We start from the raw sequence: 16924 nt of genomic DNA, 5'->3' as shown, positions 1-16924 counted from the left end.
CTTCGGGTAAGAAATAACGAATACTGCCTTGTTTCCATTAATTCCACTTCTCATTGGAGAAGCGACCCCTCTTATTTAAACCCTTATGGTGTCTGATGTCCAGATGCCATTTGCGACGGGGTCGGAGAATAGAGAAATTTTTACCTTTACAGGGGAATACAAAAACGCTGAAATCCTTGTACAGAAAGACATCGGCGGGGTCAACGGAAACATAGGCATTTTCAAGTTTTGCCGACCCTGCCGCAGAGAAAGTAAAAAAACTTAGTAAATTTGTCATTCGCATGAAACCACTAGCAAAGTCTAAAACCAGCCCCTAATTTTAAGGTATAGAGAAAACACAAACAATCATCAAACATCATATTTATGTATATTTCTTCGCGTGCTGCATTAATCCGTAATCTTGGGATAGCCTTACTCAACGGTGCTATCACTCTAATTATCCTGTTAATAGCACCTTTGGGGCTAGCAGCAGTAATCATCAATACAATCTTGATCGCCGTCGCCAGCTTTGTCAACGCTACAGCAGGTGATGCTGTAGTGAATTTTTTGCAACCATCCCAAATGAAAACGTTGCAAGCTGAAATCATTTCCCAACACTCACAAGTGACCAAAGAAAACAAAAAATAACTAACAACATTTTAACCGTTTTCCTTTGATATTGTCTTGAAATTTTATGCGGACACTCTACGTTTCCCGACAAGGTTGTTATATCAGCCTCAAAGCTGAAACCCTAATCATTAAACAAGGAGAAACTATTCACGGCGAAGTACAATTACCATTGCTGGAACAAATACTAATATTTGGTAAATCTCAAATCACTACTCAGGCAATTCGTACTTGTCTATGGCGAGATATACCCATTGCCTACCTATCCCGCATGGGATACTGCTATGGTCGGCTCATGCCAATTGAACGAGGGTATCGTCAATTATCTCGTTATCAGCAACAATTAACAGCAATCGAACGCTTGTTAGCAGCTAGAAAAATTGTCCAAGTCAAACTGAAAAATAGCCGGACATTTTTACTGCGACAGCAACGGCGCAATCCTTCCGAAACCGCTGAAATTGCCATCAAAAGTTTAGAAGTTCTGGGTCAAAAATCAGGAGAAGCTGAAACAATAGAACGATTGATGGGATTAGAAGGTGCTGGCGCAGCACAATATTTTTCAGCCTTTGGTGAGTGTTTAAATAATCCCAATTTTATATTTTTAGCGCGTAGCCGCCGCCCACCAGGAAATCCAGTCAACGCCATGCTGAGTTTTGGATACCAAATTCTTTGGAATCACCTATTAACAATAATTGAACTTCAGGGATTAGACCCTTATCACGCTTGCTTACATCAAGGCACAGAACGTCATGCTGCTCTTGCTTCCGATTTAATTGAAGAATTTCGCGCCCCAATTATTGATTCCCTGGTACTTTGGTTAATCAATAGCAAAGTCATGGATACTCAAAACGATTTTGAATATCATGATGGAGGTTGCTATCTGAATAACTCTGGTCGCCCAAAATATATTAAATATTTTTTACAACGTTTGTCAGAAGAAGTACAAAATTCTCAGGGAGAAAAACAACCTCGTTGGGATTTAATGACACAGCAAATTAAATCTTTTAAAGAATTCGTTTATCAGCCTAGCAAACTCTATAAGCCTTATGAAATTCGTTGAATGCTATTTTATGTAATAGTATATGACATACCTTGCGATAAAAGACGCAAAAAAGTGTCTGATTTATTAGAAGGATATGGCCAACGAGTACAATATTCAGTATTTGAATGTGTTCTTGACCAAAATAAATATAATGAACTGCGAAAAAGACTCCATAAACAAGTGAAAGTTTCAGAAGACAGCGTGCGGTTTTATCCCCTCAGCCGGCATACGTTTAACCAAATTGAAACTTGGGGAGAACTACCAGTTACAGAACTACCAGGTTCAACTATTATTTGATTTACTCCTCTTCGGTCACTCTGAGAGAAGGAAAATTAGTTTAAATTATTACCATAATGAATGAGTATTATTTACGGTACTAGAGGCGACAAAATCATTAATTGACGTAATCAGAATAAACCGTCAATGGAACCAATGGAATACTGCCGTTTGTACGTTAAAAGCCCAAAGCCAGAAAAAAGGGGGTATAGAACTGCGTGCGTGCGAACGCTCACAGAAGCAACCTTTGGGGTCTATTCGTACCAAACAATCGATAAGAACTGGGGTTCTCAATTTGAGAAACGACCTGATACAGTGCTACAAATTCTCGAAGTCGCTCATACCATTAACCTTATAGCCATCAGGCTAGAGGAAATTCAACCAGCGATTACAGAGCTTTTAGAACAAGTATCAGCAGTAGCACCCTACAAGAAACACAAGTAAATCATAAATTTCTATGTGTACATATAGAATTTACCATCAAAAACGAGTAAGATGTGATTGATCATAACAACCAACCCTAGTATTGACTTGCAATCAAGCCGAGAGGGTTTAGTTTGCTGATCAAAGAAAAACAGGTGAGATTTTAAGCTTGGCGTGGATAACTATTGTTCACCATGCTGGAAAATTTCCGTTTACAAAACGGAATTCTTTCTGATCTTTGCTGTTCTTGGTTAATCTGCAACTAAGTAGATTTTTATGCCTAATATTTTTCCTCAAATACCGCCAGTAGCAATGCCAGAAGTAATTCCCAACGAATTACCCCAGCAGAGATTTCATCTCGGTGAATGGGTGCGATGGTTTCAAGTACCCAACGGTGACTATGGTCGTGTCATTGGAGTAATCTACACCCAACAAGCCAGTTGCATTGCCACTGGCTTACATTACTTGGTTCTTTTAGATGAGCGCAGTCCCTCTCGTGACACCTGTAGCTGCGACTTCGCTTTTGAGGAAGATATCGAACCCTTGGATAACTCATTCTTGGAAAGGCTTCAAGGCAATCATGTCTGAAGCTCAACAACATCAGCAGTTGCTAGAATTGCATAACCAAATGTTCATGTCCCCCCAAGATTTTAGCTATCGTTGGGGATTGGGTTACGAAGAATTAGCAAAAATCTGTGCCATCTCTAAATCTACGGCTTATCACTGGTTGGGTGGACAAGCCAGCCGCCGAGAAGCTGGATTACCTTATCAGAGAATTATGGCTGTGGCTGATTTTCTTTTCACCAACGCCGAAGTAATTAATCCTCTGTTGGAACAGTGGCATAATTCTCCACCACCGAATTAATCCTTCAGTTTTGCAAATTGACAAAACTTTTCTTCATCACCTTGACTGACATAAAAAATAGGTAGTAGGGTGCAATTTATCGTCACCAGCCTACCCACTGTTCCATGAACCGTTCCACCAATGACTCCTATTACCTGCCCTCCAGTATTGAATTGACCCAAAGCCATGTCTTGATTCATCGCATGGCAATCCCTCTCAAAAATGCCATCAGCTACTTACAACAATTTCCTCAGTCAGAATATGAGGATATTTGCCGGGATGCTTTTGAGTTAGGATTTCTTTGCTTGCAAACTGCTCAAACTCGTCATGGCAACGAATTAATCAAGCAACAGATGGAATCCTTGTTGGTGGAGTTTCAACAGGCAGTCAAGGTAATTGCAGAGTCTTTCCAGCAGGAATTAATTAGTCAAGTAGGGATAGATAATGGCCAATTATTAGCTCCACTACAAAATCAAATTAATCTGACTTCAGCCATCCTCACTGAAAAACTCAATAGCGTCAGCACTTTACTTACACAAGAAATAGATCCTGCCAGAGAAACTTCTGTTGTTGGCCGCTTTCTCTCTTCATTACGTCAACTCTTAGATGCCAAACGCTCTGATTCAATTCAAGGCGCATTTAAAGCAGCATTAATAAATGCCACAAAGGAAAATGGTACTTTGGCTGCGGCAGTTAAAGATGTGGTTTCTGAGTCTGTGAAACCATTAACCGAACAAGTGGAAAAACTGACCAGGGAAATTCGAGATCAACAGGTGACACAACAAGTACTTGAGCAGACAACTGCTAAAGGCATCAGCTATGAAGAGTTAGTGGTTGTCGAACTACGAAATTGGTCAAAATTGAGTGGAGTAGAGGTGGAGCATATTGGTCGTGATGGGGATACTGGCGATATTCTCCTAAAGTTCACCAGTAAATCGTTAGCTGTAATTGAACTGTCAATAGTGATTGAAGCTAGGAAACGACCCTCAAAGCCTTTTGGTCGCCAAGCAATCACTCAACATTTACAGTCAGCAATGGTGCGGCGTTCTGCAAATTCGGCAATTTTTTTAAGTTATTCGCGTGAAGGATTAGCGCAGGAAATTGGTGATTGGGCAGAGGGAGTTTCTGAGTCGGGTTATTGGATTGCTACAACCCATCCATTTTTAATCATTGCTATCCGCTTTTTGGTGATCCAGCAAAGGTTAAATAAATTGCGTACCTTTGAATCAGAACTGGATGTGACTGCTGTTGAACAACAGATTCAACAAATCCGCACAGCTTTGAGACGTATCAGGACTATCAAAAAATCCCTAGCAGAAGTCAGTAAGAGTGTAAGTACTATTCAAACTGAGGCAGATGCTTTGAACGCAGATATACAATCAGCATTAAAATCAGTTGAACAAACACTGAGTATAAAGTTAACTTAGGCTAAGTTAATAGTCTGTAATAATCCTAATACTTAAGACAGGAAAATAATGCAACTTTTCTGATAGTACTATCAAATTGAGATTGCTCAAATGCTTATTGGATAAGGATCTGATGTCAGTAGTGTAAATTTAAATCATTTCTTACCTTGCATAAATCATGATTATTATTTTTTGTCAACTCTTTTACTTCTAATACTTGATAGAAAAATTGTTTTATTGCAGTAAATATTTTCAATACTAAAAAATGTACAAATTAAAAGATTTCATTTGGAAACTTTATGATGTATATTATTATCAATAATCATAAAAATATATAATAAATTATATAAGCGTAAGCCATGTAAAGCTTATTTAGCAACGGTTATAGCTTTATAGACTATTAACTAATATAGACTATTACGTTGGTTGGATTAATTGAAAAAATATTACAACCTGGGTGTATTATTTTATGATCAAATGATAACCGTAGAATTTAATTAATTTTACCAAAAAATTAATTAAATTCAGTAAAATTTCTAATTTTAAATAAAGGATAGCTGTTCTAATTTGTTATTAATCTAAATAAATAGAGGAATATCTTGATGCCTAAATATTTTCAAACAACCTCTTACATAGTAGACAGATGTTGTATGGATATTTCTATAGTTGACAATAATGGTCAGATTGTACGTCCTTGGGTCACAGTAGCGATAAATCCTGTTGATCGTACTGTATATATGGGCTAGATAAGCCTAGAGCCGCCAGGGATAGAAGAAATTAAACATTGGCTAAGAAATTAAAAATGTAATATGCATTTAATATATCTGTTATCAGATAAATTGAAATATGCCAGCGTAGTCTGAAGGAACAAATGATTTTAGAATTTTAAAAAAGGAAAATACATGGCAATAGATTACAGGCTAACTGTTGATAACTGCTATAAAGAAACTTTAGCCTGCACCAATAGAAAAGAATTTTTAACCTGCCAGCTTCAGCTTATATATGCAGATTTAAGTTTTAGAGCAATTGGTCAGATTATAGCAATAGATCATTGCTATCACTTGTATTCTGGAATTTCTAAGTTTCAACCTAAACTCCATGATTCAAAAGTAGTAAGAATTTGTCGTATTACAGGTAATCCTGATAAGTTTGGTAAACTTCATCTCAACCAAAATTCTAGATTACGGATTCGCCTACCTGTGGATAAAATACCATTATTTTATTCGCTGGCAGGAAAATCACTCAGAATTGGTGAAGATACTATTAGATTAAGTATTCCTCAAATTGAGCTACTTCAGCCTACAGAAAAATTGCGTTCACGTATAGTCATTATTAAACGTTGCCAAGAACCCAGGAGTTTTTTAAAAGTAGCACAGCGCCAAATAGAACAACTAGGGATTAAAGGAACGGTTAATATTCAAGCTAATTTTGATGGAACTCCAAAACGTAGAACTATTAAAGTTAAAGAATCTACTTTAGTGGGATTCGGATTAGAAGTAAAGCATCTTAGTGAGGAAGATTCATTAATCTTACAAGCATATAGTATTGGTGGAAAGCATAAAATGGGATGTGGGTTTTTCGTTCCACTAAAATAATTATTAGAAATCAGGAAAAATTTAATTGTATTTCAAAAAAATGTTTTAGAAAGCATCATAGTATGTCTATAGCGAAGAGCTCAGTTAAATCGAGAATACGATTAAATCTAAGTGATCCGAGCTTAACTAGATTACACATTGCGGGAGTAGCAGGATTATGGATGACACTAGGACAACTAGAAAAACTATATCCTGAATCTGCAAAGCGTCCTAGTAATTTAACTTGGTCACGGACTCCTCATTCTATAAGTCTTGACTGGGATGGAGAAGAAGATTTCATAGTTTTAGACTGGTTACTGAAGCAATCATTTAAAATTAGTGATGAGGGTTTAATTGACCTGCCTGGGGTAAATTCTCAAACAGGGAATATTCAAACCAAAATAATTAAGCATCTAGGAATAAGAGGAACGTTTCTTCAGCATAACAAGTCTTTTAAATCCGCTGGTAACGTATCTACAGTGTTAATTGATGAAATGGAAGCTATTGTCCTTTATAAAAAGGTAGATGAATATGCACACCAAGTTTTCGCAAAACACCTATGCAACAAACAAGGTCAGCTTTTACAAGAGCCAATAGGTATAGTAGGTTGGCTTTATCCGGGAGCAGTAATTCGTCATGAGGTTTTTCGTGAAGAAACTAAGTTTCATGAAAAACCGGAACTGGCTTTAGCACTGTTATTTGCTCCTGTTGCTTGTCAGTATTTCGTTTTGGGATCTCACTTGGAACGGGAAAAGCCTCATTTTATCTTAGTAATACCCCAAGTAACTGACTTAGAAGCTTATGCTCAACATTGTTGGAATTTAACTGACTTAGATTTTGACTACTTTCATGCATCTAGTTTGGGAGATGCAGGATTAAGATTCTTGACTTATGAAACAAATGTACAACAGACTGCATTTAATCCAGTAGAACGATGCCTGGTAATATTATTTGGAAAGGCTGCTTGGTCAAAGCAGCAAAAAACTCGTACAGAAACAGCATTTTTGCAGGCAAGTGAAACAGTTAATTCAGTTTATAAACTCAGTTGCATATTTTTTCCAAACTACCAAAATTTTAAATCTAAAAATGAAACACCTATTATTGCAAATATACTTAGAGGAATAATTGCAGACAATTTAGCAAACAGCCTGCCTTGGTGGTTTAATTTATCTACAAAGGTTCAAGATAATTATTTATTGGAACTCAGTAATGATGATAATCAAGGAATCTACAAAATGATATCTAATTCCCAATGGGATATAGAAACTCAAAAACTATTCATCAAATGTGTTCATGAAACATTAAAAATAAGATATGCGAAAATTTATGCTCGAACTAAGGAAGATGAATATGTTCAAATTGAAAGAGAAAATATCCGCATTGTATCTCAGCTAAAGCGTTGTACAAATGCTGTAAATTTCCGAAAATTTATTGCAGAGTTTTGGGGAAAAACAGGACATAATCCAATTTTGCAAGAACATCTAGATGAAATACTATCCATAACTTCAGGAATAATGGATTGGAAAATAGCCAAGGATTTAACTTTTATTGCTCTTGCTAGTTATCCAAAAATCAAAACAACAGAATCAAATATATAGGGACTATGTGATTAATAACAATCGATTTAGGAAAATTTAAATGTTCCATTTGTTCGGCAATATTTTGACTAGTTACGGAACCGCAGCTAATAATCGGGGGGATAATGAAGGTAATGTAACCCCTTTACAAAAATTAGATTGGAAAGGTGAAGTTCACACTACGGTTTCATCTGAGGCGATTCGTTGGGCATTACGGTACTATTGGCAAAATTTTGGCTATCTGGTAAATAGACGTTGGGATGAGAATGCTCAACCAGTAGCGAATCATATCATGCAAGACCACAACTTTGATGATATTCGCTTTATTGATGATGATGTTTTGGGATTTATGCAGGCAGAAGCAGCAAAAATGGAAGCGTCACATGAGTCTGAGGGCGAGTCCGAAGGAGCATCTCAAGATAATAATAAAAAAAATTCTAAGGGTAAGGATAAGCAAACTTCTCGACGTAAAGGCCAGCAAAAGCTTAAAGGTAAAATAACTGCTAGACGAGGTGTATTAGAAGTTACTCGTGCAGTATCAATGATACCCTTTATGGGAGACATTACCTTTAATGCTGTTAGTGGAATTAAAAACCGAAATTCTCTTTATGCTACAGAGATTCATGCCACTCGTTATCAATATGGTTTTGCATTGACACCTGATAGCCTTAAAGATAAATCTCGCATCCATGCTGTCTTAGATGGCTTGATTTCTATTGGTGAAGTGGCGGGAAATCATGCTCGTTTTTTGTATGATTTCTCCCCTGAAAGTATAGTACTGCGGTGGACACATGATTCTTCGCCTCGTTTTCTATATTGCTTTGAAGAAGATGAACGAAGAAATATCACAGTTCCAGATTTAGTTCGACGTGTCGAAGCTGGAGATATTGATCCAAAAGAATTATGGATAGGAGGAGCTATATCCAAGACTCTAGAAGATTTAGGAGCAAATGTCTTTCCAGGAGTGAAAGCCCTAGTAGAAGCATTAAAACAGGTTATAGCAGAAGATTTGCAGTTGGCTTTGAGGAGCTAAGAACATGACGACAATTGCTTTGAAAGTTGAAGTACCTGTAGCTTGCTTTCGCCAATCTCGCGCCAGGGAGTATGTGGAAACCTATCCAGTACCGCCACCATCTACAGTGTATGGGATGTTGCTTTCTATGATTGGCGAGATGAATCGTTATACGCACTGTGGAACTCAGTTAGCAATTGCACTCCTCTCTGAACCTAAAAAATCTACGGTAATTCGGAAGTTTCATCGATTCAAAAAACTGGATATCAACGATCCTAGCAATATTAAACCTGATTATCAGGAATTATTGACTAATATCGAATTTGTTGTTTGGATTATTGCAGGTACAGATAAATCAAAACCAACTTTGCCAGAACGTCTACATTTGGCATTGACTAACCCTGCTTCTATTAATCGTTTTGGTGGACTGTGCTTGGGAGAGAGCCGCGATCTAGTTAATTCTGTTAGCTTCTTTTCTGAAAAATATGAAGGCGAGTCGTTTGAGTGGTTAGTTCAAAATGAAGAGGGTTTGCTAACTCTACCTTATTGGGTTGACCACGTTGGGTCACAGGGAACACGATGGCAGCGTTATATGCTGCAAAAATCCTTGGGGCGGCAACCACCTGAATTATCGTGGACTGTAATCCAGACAGCTTAGATAATATTCATCTCCAATTACATCTCATATTACCTTGCCCAATACAAAAAATTTTTGAGAGGTGTATTGTTTCAATCAACAAGAGAGAATGTCAGATATTTGCAAGGATACCTGTTTGTAGAGTCAGGACAAGAGGATAAAGCGTCTGTGTTCCTTGCTAAATGCAGTATTCAGCAGTTTCAAGCTGAGTTAAGGTGCTTGCAATCTCTAGAAAGACTACAGGATAAGCTTTTTAGGCTTGAAATAAGGGGCTAAACCATTTCACTGTGTCAATTTCGAGATGTTTTGCGGTAGGTGCTTGTAATCTTACCTGGAGATAGTTATGAATCAATAAGTTTAGGGATTACCCTGCTTCAATATTAGATTGCCTTTAGGCGTTGATCACAAAGCCTTTATCATTTCTGGAACACTGGCAAAGTACTGCTTCAATATTAGATTGCCTTTAGGCGTTGATCACGTTCTTGCGATCGCAATCCCTGATTATTGTTATGCCTGCTTCAATATTAGATTGCCTTTAGGCGTTGATCACGAGAGAGATCGTAAATTGTAACTGGCAACTATTGCCCTGCTTCAATATTAGATTGCCTTTAGGCGTTTATAAACGGAAAATTGTGATTAAGTTCACTCCTGCTGATTTAGCTTTTCAATATAAGATGTCTTTAGGCGTTTAGCATAATAGTTAGTTCTTTACTAAAGAGCTAACTATTATGCTTTAAAAAAATCTTCAATAGAATTAGCTAAAAATTTGATTATTAATATATGTATAATGCGGTCGATTACTGGGTTAACGTCACAGGCAAGTAGACAATTACTAAAATATTTTTCTGGATTTTTTATTATTTTTGGATTAATGGCTTCTAAAAATTCTTGTCCATAATATGTCAACACTGCATTATAAAATTCTTGCTCATGAAATATAAATTTATCTTTAGAGAATACCGTTATAAAGTTTTTATTAGTTAAATAAGTCTTATAGTGACTGCGAAGCCAGGATAAACCTTTAAAAGTGAAATTATTATTAATCAGCCACTCAATATTATTAGCAAATACTAATAGTTTTTGTAGAGTTGCATCATTGTAAATTGTTGTGCTGGTGTTAAGTGGGCAGTTATCGTCACTTGGAGCATGATAATGTATTTCTTTCGTTTCTATTGATACTAAACTATTATTCAAAGCTATTCGATGAATGGGACAAACAATTACGCCAGGGACTTGATGAAATCTATGCCAATAAGGTTCTCCATACTTTTGTGTATCTTCTTCTATACAGTAAAGACAAAATTTTAAAAATGTTTTTGCTTCTTCTTTATTATTTCGAGGACATTTTAATATTTCAGAAAGGGAAACATTAGCTTTTTGCTCCATATAATTTTTGAGTAGCCATGCTTCCTGTGGAGGTAAAAAACTTGCATAAAATGGGTATAAGGTATGATGATAAATTAAATCATTTATATTTAGCTCGTAGAATAAATGCAAATGTATTTCTCTGACTAAATGATTTAGATTGCAGGGTAAAACAACTCTGTAAATTTGTTGCGATGCATATCCAAATAATTCCATATCTGATTGGTGAAAGCTTTTGTAAGCGTTTCTAATATGATATCTAGCAATCACACTATATAAAAGTTCGTCAGGATAAATTCGAGGAAAACCATTCAGCATAATTATTACTGAATTTTAGTTATATCATCTGAGATGAATTGATTAAGTGTCTCCAATCCTTCATCCGATTGAGAATTGCCACTTAAATTTTGTTTTTTATTTGTTTTTTTTGCTGCTTGCCGTTTTTTATTAGTTGCTGGTTTTGAACTAGATTTACTCTGTATGCTTTCTTGAGATTTACTTGTCTTTACTGAATCACCATCCAAAGCAAGAATTTGAGCCTTTTTGATTAATGTCAAAATATCGTTATCTTCCTTGCTGGAATTTACAACTTTTTCCGCATATTCTATAGCTTTATCAAAATCTAACCCTAACTTTTCAGTTTTCAGTAGTTCCGTTGTTATCGCACGTACCTTTGGTAAAATGCTTTTTCTGCCCTGCTGCCTCCGTACCGAGTCACGAATTTCTTGTTGTTGTCTCCCTATTAGTTCAGATATACATTTTTCTCTATAATTTGTGACATATTCATCAGGTAGTGCAATGTCTTTATACTTTTCAATATCTTCTTGCTTTCCTGAACGAATAGCATCCAGCATAGGCTGGACTAAAATCAAGCCTTCTGCGGCAACTTTATTGATCAATTCTACGCTAATCTCTTCTTCACCACCAATCGCTATTGCTTTCCACTGAACCATTTTGTAAAGCTTAATGGTAATATCAATAATCCCCTGACTACAATTATAAAAAGTATCATAAAATTCCTTTTCAAATTTAACAGATGTCTTTGTCCATTGATAAACCCACAATCCTGTTATAAGGTAATAAAAATCTGTTTTCTTCCAGGAATCATCTTGTTTATTAGTTGCTCTAGTTAGCCTATGCCACTCAATACATTCTCCTCCTCTTCGTGCATTTCTAAAATTCCCCATTAGAATCGGCTTGGCTTCTGGTGTCCCAATGCGAATTATAGGTACTCCTATAGTGTTGCTCAAATCAACTAAGTAATTTAATATATCGTTTTCATTTGTTTTTGTATTTGCAAGATTTTGCATTTCATCAATAACTAATACTCCTAAATTAATAGTGTTAGCTACTTGTGCAAGTTCAGCCAGCATATAATCTACAGAGTTTCTTGGGACAGCATATTTTTGGTATTTTTCATCTTTTAAGATTCTGCTTAAAGCAAAAAATATATCGCTACATAATCCCTTCAAAGAGCCAATGGAAGAACAGTCAACTTTGACCCAAACAACCTGATAAATCTTATAGTTTGGGTGAACGATTACCTGTGGATAAAGAGAAAGTATACGCTTAATATCTGTTGACTTACCCATCCCTGAAGGGCCGATTAATGTTAAAGCTGAAGCCGATATGCGAAGACTGATATATTTTAATATGTTTGTTCCATTACCGTCTTGCACAGCTTCATTAATTTCTCTTGAACGCTTTGCATATTCTGAAACCAAAGGATTACGGTGTAAATAGCCCCGCATAATTAATGTAGAGACTAAACGATATAATGATACAGTTTTACCTAATGGCTCAAAATAAAAATCAGATAATCTTTCAACACAATGAAATCTATCATGTGCTTCCCCTATTATCTCTTCATCAGATAAATCAGGTTCCAAAGTTACTTTGTTAAGAAATTCTTGATTAGAAATAATTTCAGGAAGGGTTTGTATTAAGGGGTTTAGATTATATTCTGTATGTTTATGTTGCCTATATCGTGCTATAGCTATTAATCCACCATTAGGCAGGGCTTTCCAATCCCATTCATGATATATTTTAAAATTAATTGCTTCGTCCACGTTTACGGCCCTCCCGATTTTGCTCGAGAATATTACTATAGTCTGGTACTAATAACTTGTTAGAACTTGTATCTTTAGTTTGTACTTCATCTTTGGAATCGGAAATAGATTCACTTTGTGTTCTTTGTAGCTCAAACCCTTCATCTTCTCTTCTTTGATTTTTTTCATTTTTTCTATTCTCTCCAATCTTAGCTATCTGCTGTGTTTTAGTAATAGTATTATCTTGGTCTAGTTTGAAATTATCTTCAGCAGTATTAACAATATTTTCGATATCTACAGTAACATCAATTTCTTTTTGTAATTCTTCTCCTTGTGTTTCCTGTTTTTCTACATCTTCTTTAGTAAGCTTATAATCAATGTCATAAAAGCTTTTATTACTGTATATTTCTTCTGGATCTATAAGCGAACACTTTTCAAAGCTTCTACCATCTCGAGAAGGTAAATAAATAAAATTAGGTTTTCTGATATCGTAAGAAACAGCTATAGATTTTTCTTCTTGAGTAAGTAAACCACTTCTTGCTTTCGTAAACCATTGTTCTTTTTCTGCTTTTTCACAAGTGTAGTACAAATAATTACCTTTAAGTTTGAACAAATTATTCAATTTCCCATTTAGTTTGATACCTTGGGAAGTGATAGTTGCCTTGATAATGGGTAACAGATTGAGTTTAACCACATCTTCATCATAAGATTTCAACCTGCCAGAACGATTTACAATTCCCCATTTCCATAGTTCTGTCGGTATAGGAAGTACATCATCAGCGATCATATCTGTATCTCTTTGATATCTATTATGACGACGATTGTTATGTGAAATAATCAGATTAATAACAATTCCAGTAAAACTATCAATATTTAGTCTGCTTCTAAGACGGTAATCTATTCCTGTCATTTGCTTTAGTTCTTGATCAACAAAACCCGGTATAAATGGTTTAGTTTCATGATGTAAAATATGAAAGCGACTTTCTACTAGCCCCTTCCAATCCCCTCGCTTAGATGCTGCATTTTCAATGCGAATATATAAATTAGGGCTTAATGTATCCTCTGGTGGCATTCCTATTAGTTCACCTCGGTCGCCTAAAATACAATCTCCAAGCTCCTTACAAGGCCATTGATCCTCAGAAATTTCAATACCATATTCTTTGCAGAATTTAACTTTATCAGTTACTACATTAGTTAGAGCCATCATTGCTCCTATCCAAGATGGGCCTTCCAAACCAACATATACACCTACTATCATCTGGCTAAAAACATCAATAACTACATAGATAATAGGCCTCCCTATTATCCAATTGATGTTATAAACAGAACGTAAAAAAACATCTACGACTGTAGCGTCAATCTGATACCTGGAACCTGGCCCAGGGGTTTCGCTTTTTGACGTTCCTAAAATGGGTCTATGCTTTAAAGCATAAGCCTTAGAACCTTTTCTAGATATAATACTTGTTTTAACATCCTGTTCAAATTCAATATTATACCAATATTTAAACTGTGTATATGTAGGCTGTTGACTTCTGGGTATTAAATTGAATTTCAATTTTCCGTTCTCAATATAATCTTCATAAGTATAAAAATCTTTTAAAGTTAATTTATATGCTTGATTAAGAGATATTTTTTTTTTTTTTTTTATAGTACCTATCTATTCCTATCAAGATGCATCTTTTATCTTCTTCCGTAATATTTATGCCTTCACCAATTTCATTAATGTGTTTATAAGTTCTAGGTTTTCCTCTTTTAACTTCACTATATGCTTTAGTTTTACCTCTACCACCACAATTAATATAATCAGGAATTAGAGAGTTTTTAGTTTTACCTCTTTGCCAAAATTTTCTCAGGTATCCATAGACGGTTTTAGGAATTAATTTATTGTTGTCTTCTCTTGCGTTATATTTACCGATGGCATCCTGAACTAATGACCCACGAGCTTTTCTCTCATAAATTAATGGTTCCTCTAGAACAAGCTCCGAAATAATATTCCATGCTTTATCTCTAATTACTTTTTCAGTATCCCGTAAATCTTCCTCACGAATTACCCGTGCCCAGGGATCTACTCTTTGTTTAAAAGCTAATCTATTAGAAATTTCTTCTACAATTTCGGAAACTTTCTTTAGTTTTGGTAATCCTTTATTTGTATTAACATCTATTAAAAAAGCAATAGTATAATCTTCATCAATCCAAAGAATTCTTTCTAATACTTTATTCCCTGAATCTAATTCCCATTCAATTAAATCGTTAACATATAGGTTTTCTTCCATTTAATTACCTCCTATGTATTGCTGTATTAATTGTATTAATAATTGCAATTAATATATTATATTTTAAAAAACAATTTTTTTAATTAATCGAGTTGAAGGAGATTTAAAAATTTGAGTTTCAAACATATCCATAATTACTTCTTTTTTAGCAACTAAATACTTAAACAAGTAAAGCGATGTTCCACGTTCTATATCATTTTCTTTGTCTAGCCTAGTTGTTATTTTGGTTACAGTACTATCATTATCTCTCAGCATTAATTTTAAAACTTTTGCTAGTTCTAGTAGCTCTGAAATATTCAAATCCCTGGTTGGTTCTAGCCAGTATGCATTGTGAACCCACTCTACATTTTTAGCAAACACTTTTGATATTACTTGCTCTGTAACTAATTGCCATTCAATTCCTTTAGCAGCCCAATAGCGTTGTTCCAATAACAACCTATTGCGAACAGATCGTTTATTTAACTGTTGGTGAGACTTAACTGCACGAGCAACATTGACTTCTTGCCCATGAAGGTTCATCGTAAGCATGAAATCAGTTGTGTAAATATAAGGAACTTTAGTTTTTGGATCTCTGAAGTTTTGCATTCCCTGTTCCTTTGCTATTGTCATAGCCAGTTCTACATCGAACATAGGAAATTGTTCTCTGATATCTAATACTTGATCCCAGAACTCATACATATAAAATGCATATCTTTCGAGGTCTGAGTGGAAATGATGCACTCTACCAGTTTTCCAACCAGGTTCTCTAGCAGACCGGCCACTAGAGGATTGATCTCTTACTGTTAGCCAAGGTTTATACTGTTTGCCAACACCCAGCCCACGTTGATTGTTCAATCTGCGATCAATCGTGCTTAAAGTCCATCCTTTACTCATAAAATAAAGCCCATCTAAAAAAAAGCAATTTCTAATACTTTTCCTTATATCGTAAAGCTTTTAGGCTTATTGTTTAACTTTTTAATTTTGTCACCGCAGGAGTAGAGAGCGTCTGAATCACTACTATCGGGACTTAAACCTTTTTGAGGCAAAAACAAGCCTCAAGTCCTTGCAGGGCAAGGAAAAAACACTAAAGGCTCAAAAATGCTTGAAACTTAGCTATATCAATAAACTAGGCTTAACGACGCCAAACTCTATCTGCATAGGGGTTTGATGGTTTTTTCTGACTACTTTTTGTCTAAGACTTAATTATCCAACTTTTTGGTTTATTATCCAACTTTTAGAATTATTATCCAAGTTGGTTATCTCATCACAGTTGTTCTATGGGCTGCAATTCTTCAGGTTTTTAAGGTATATGAGTGCAATTTACTGTGACTTGCAATCCTTCCCATCTTACCATCGGTTTCGACAAGGTGGCGGCAGGCAAGTTTTTACTTTCCCTTATATGGAAAAGCTTTCAGACTTATTATCCAACTTTTTGTTTATTATCCAACTTTTAAAATTATTATCCAACTTTTTTATTTCATTACACCAAAATTCCGACGCTAATAGGCAAATCGAAACAGGGGCCTTCTTTGCGTAAATCTGCCGGAGTTAAATTGATCACAATTTTTCGCATGGGAAAAGCGAAACCTGCATTTCTCAGCGTTGCTTTGACTCTTTCTCTTGATTCTTGAATCGCTGAATCTGGTAGTCCCAAGACAACAATTCCCGGTAATCCCCCTGAGACATCGACTTCTACGCCTACTTTGACGGCATCGATGCCCACAATTGATGCACTCCAGACTCTAGCAAGCATTTCTTAATATAGTAGTAAACCTTTCAAATCTCTAGCAGATGTCTGGGTAGATTGGCATTAGTGAAATTACAGGGACGATTTTCCGATCGAAATAGGTAAAGGGGAATGG

General features: G+C 35.7%; 17 protein-coding genes, 1 pseudogene and 1 CRISPR repeat array (1 of these 19 cut by a window edge). Of the genes and pseudogenes, 11 read left to right on the top strand and 7 right to left on the bottom strand.

The genetic code is table 11. From position 1 onward, the window contains the following. A CRISPR array of direct repeats spans positions 1-66; the repeat unit is 36 nt; unit sequence GTTTCCATTAATTCCACTTCTCATTGGAGAAGCGAC; it reaches 420 nt to the left of the window's first position. 297 nt (positions 67-363) lie between these two features. The 6 genes from csx18 (at position 364) to CDG79_RS17830 (ending at position 3212) form a co-directional block, all read left to right on the top strand. Continuing rightward, positions 364-627, top strand: coding sequence for a CRISPR-associated protein Csx18 (gene csx18 / locus CDG79_RS17855; RefSeq protein WP_094343321.1), 264 nt, complete (start codon positions 364-366; stop codon positions 625-627). A gap of 46 nt (positions 628-673) precedes the next feature. Further along, positions 674-1666, top strand: a complete 993-nt coding sequence (cas1, locus tag CDG79_RS17850) for a CRISPR-associated endonuclease Cas1 (RefSeq protein WP_094343320.1) — start codon at positions 674-676, stop codon at positions 1664-1666. Further along, a complete protein-coding gene (gene cas2 / locus CDG79_RS17845) occupies positions 1667-1945 on the top strand; it encodes a CRISPR-associated endonuclease Cas2 (RefSeq protein WP_094343319.1) in 279 nt (92 codons plus the stop codon). Between the two features lie 201 nt (positions 1946-2146). Further along, positions 2147-2368, top strand: a complete 222-nt coding sequence (locus tag CDG79_RS42450) for a hypothetical protein (RefSeq protein ID WP_189525033.1) — start codon at positions 2147-2149, stop codon at positions 2366-2368. Positions 2369-2623: 255 nt separating this feature from the next. Continuing rightward, positions 2624-2935: a hypothetical protein gene (locus CDG79_RS17835; protein WP_094343318.1), complete on the top strand. Its 312-nt coding sequence runs from the start codon at positions 2624-2626 to the stop codon at positions 2933-2935. Then, positions 2928-3212 (top strand): hypothetical protein, encoded by a 285-nt coding sequence (locus CDG79_RS17830; RefSeq protein WP_094343317.1) that lies wholly within the window; start codon positions 2928-2930, stop codon positions 3210-3212. Before CDG79_RS17835 ends, CDG79_RS17830 begins: the two co-directional genes overlap by 8 nt. Here CDG79_RS17830 and CDG79_RS17825 read toward each other — a convergent pair. Continuing rightward, positions 3209-3391 (bottom strand): hypothetical protein, encoded by a 183-nt coding sequence (locus tag CDG79_RS17825; RefSeq protein WP_094343316.1) that lies wholly within the window; start codon positions 3389-3391, stop codon positions 3209-3211. The genes CDG79_RS17830 and CDG79_RS17825 overlap by 4 nt on opposite strands. Before the next feature lie 3 nt (positions 3392-3394). Here CDG79_RS17825 and CDG79_RS17820 point away from each other — a divergent pair, with 3 nt between their 5' ends. The 5 genes from CDG79_RS17820 (at position 3395) to cas5 (ending at position 9418) form a co-directional block, all read left to right on the top strand. Continuing rightward, complete coding sequence (locus CDG79_RS17820) at positions 3395-4618, top strand: hypothetical protein (RefSeq protein ID WP_094343315.1); 1224 nt, start codon at positions 3395-3397, stop codon at positions 4616-4618. 881 nt (positions 4619-5499) lie between these two features. Next, positions 5500-6192: a type I-MYXAN CRISPR-associated protein Cas6/Cmx6 gene (gene cas6 / locus CDG79_RS17815; RefSeq protein WP_094343314.1), complete on the top strand. Its 693-nt coding sequence runs from the start codon at positions 5500-5502 to the stop codon at positions 6190-6192. Continuing rightward, entirely contained in the window at positions 6165-7769 is a 1605-nt protein-coding gene (cas8a1, locus tag CDG79_RS17810) for a type I-MYXAN CRISPR-associated Cas8a1/Cmx1 (protein ID WP_094343313.1), read from the top strand. Before cas6 ends, cas8a1 begins: the two co-directional genes overlap by 28 nt. Before the next feature lie 40 nt (positions 7770-7809). Beyond that, positions 7810-8781 (top strand): DevR family CRISPR-associated autoregulator, encoded by a 972-nt coding sequence (locus tag CDG79_RS17805; protein WP_094343312.1) that lies wholly within the window; start codon positions 7810-7812, stop codon positions 8779-8781. A 4-nt stretch (positions 8782-8785) separates the two neighbouring features. Next, the gene (gene cas5, locus CDG79_RS17800; protein ID WP_094343311.1) at positions 8786-9418 is read left to right on the top strand and encodes a type I-MYXAN CRISPR-associated protein Cas5/Cmx5/DevS; all 633 of its coding nucleotides are present in this window, start codon (positions 8786-8788) and stop codon (positions 9416-9418) included. A gap of 705 nt (positions 9419-10123) precedes the next feature. On the opposite strand, the gene CDG79_RS17795 is transcribed toward cas5, so the two are convergent. The 6 genes and pseudogenes from CDG79_RS17795 to CDG79_RS17775 all read right to left on the bottom strand — a co-directional run. Then, positions 10124-11080: a TnsD family Tn7-like transposition protein gene (locus CDG79_RS17795; RefSeq protein ID WP_094343310.1), complete on the bottom strand. Its 957-nt coding sequence runs from the start codon at positions 11078-11080 to the stop codon at positions 10124-10126. A gap of 5 nt (positions 11081-11085) precedes the next feature. Next, positions 11086-12831 (bottom strand): ATP-binding protein, encoded by a 1746-nt coding sequence (locus CDG79_RS17790; protein WP_094343309.1) that lies wholly within the window; start codon positions 12829-12831, stop codon positions 11086-11088. Beyond that, positions 12815-14365 carry a transposase family protein gene (locus CDG79_RS17785; RefSeq protein ID WP_223278192.1) on the bottom strand — a complete coding sequence of 517 codons (1551 nt, stop codon included), beginning with the start codon at positions 14363-14365 and terminating at the stop codon, positions 12815-12817. The genes CDG79_RS17790 and CDG79_RS17785 overlap by 17 nt, the downstream gene beginning before the upstream one ends. Positions 14366-14429: 64 nt before the next feature. Beyond that, positions 14430-15083 (bottom strand): hypothetical protein, encoded by a 654-nt coding sequence (locus tag CDG79_RS43785; RefSeq protein ID WP_223278191.1) that lies wholly within the window; start codon positions 15081-15083, stop codon positions 14430-14432. Between the two features lie 63 nt (positions 15084-15146). Further along, complete coding sequence (locus tag CDG79_RS17780) at positions 15147-15956, bottom strand: TnsA endonuclease C-terminal domain-containing protein (protein ID WP_094343308.1); 810 nt, start codon at positions 15954-15956, stop codon at positions 15147-15149. A 592-nt stretch (positions 15957-16548) separates the two neighbouring features. Next, positions 16549-16815: pseudogene (locus CDG79_RS17775) on the bottom strand (magnesium chelatase domain-containing protein); the annotation flags it as partial. Positions 16816-16924: the final 109 nt, after the last annotated feature.

The organism is Nostoc sp. 'Peltigera membranacea cyanobiont' 232 (genome assembly GCF_002245985.1).
GTDB lineage: Bacteria > Cyanobacteriota > Cyanobacteriia > Cyanobacteriales > Nostocaceae > Nostoc.
This window is presented reverse-complemented; position numbering and strand designations above follow the sequence as displayed.

What these genes read in the sequence shown, in the direction of transcription:
- csx18 (WP_094343321.1), top strand. Translation starts at nt 364, where the DNA reads ATGTATATTTCTTCGCGTGCTGCATTAATCCGTAATCTTGGGATAGCC.
- cas1 (WP_094343320.1), top strand. Translation starts at nt 674, where the DNA reads ATGCGGACACTCTACGTTTCCCGACAAGGTTGTTATATCAGCCTCAAA.
- cas2 (WP_094343319.1), top strand. Translation starts at nt 1,667, where the DNA reads ATGCTATTTTATGTAATAGTATATGACATACCTTGCGATAAAAGACGC.
- CDG79_RS17835 (WP_094343318.1), top strand. Translation starts at nt 2,624, where the DNA reads ATGCCTAATATTTTTCCTCAAATACCGCCAGTAGCAATGCCAGAAGTA.
- CDG79_RS17830 (WP_094343317.1), top strand. Translation starts at nt 2,928, where the DNA reads ATGTCTGAAGCTCAACAACATCAGCAGTTGCTAGAATTGCATAACCAA.
- CDG79_RS17825 (WP_094343316.1), bottom strand. Translation starts at nt 3,391, where the DNA reads ATGAATCAAGACATGGCTTTGGGTCAATTCAATACTGGAGGGCAGGTA.
- CDG79_RS17820 (WP_094343315.1), top strand. Translation starts at nt 3,395, where the DNA reads ATGGCAATCCCTCTCAAAAATGCCATCAGCTACTTACAACAATTTCCT.
- cas6 (WP_094343314.1), top strand. Translation starts at nt 5,500, where the DNA reads ATGGCAATAGATTACAGGCTAACTGTTGATAACTGCTATAAAGAAACT.
- cas8a1 (WP_094343313.1), top strand. Translation starts at nt 6,165, where the DNA reads ATGTGGGTTTTTCGTTCCACTAAAATAATTATTAGAAATCAGGAAAAA.
- CDG79_RS17805 (WP_094343312.1), top strand. Translation starts at nt 7,810, where the DNA reads ATGTTCCATTTGTTCGGCAATATTTTGACTAGTTACGGAACCGCAGCT.
- cas5 (WP_094343311.1), top strand. Translation starts at nt 8,786, where the DNA reads ATGACGACAATTGCTTTGAAAGTTGAAGTACCTGTAGCTTGCTTTCGC.
- CDG79_RS17795 (WP_094343310.1), bottom strand. Translation starts at nt 11,080, where the DNA reads ATGCTGAATGGTTTTCCTCGAATTTATCCTGACGAACTTTTATATAGT.
- CDG79_RS43785 (WP_223278191.1), bottom strand. Translation starts at nt 15,083, where the DNA reads ATGGAAGAAAACCTATATGTTAACGATTTAATTGAATGGGAATTAGAT.
- CDG79_RS17780 (WP_094343308.1), bottom strand. Translation starts at nt 15,956, where the DNA reads ATGAGTAAAGGATGGACTTTAAGCACGATTGATCGCAGATTGAACAAT.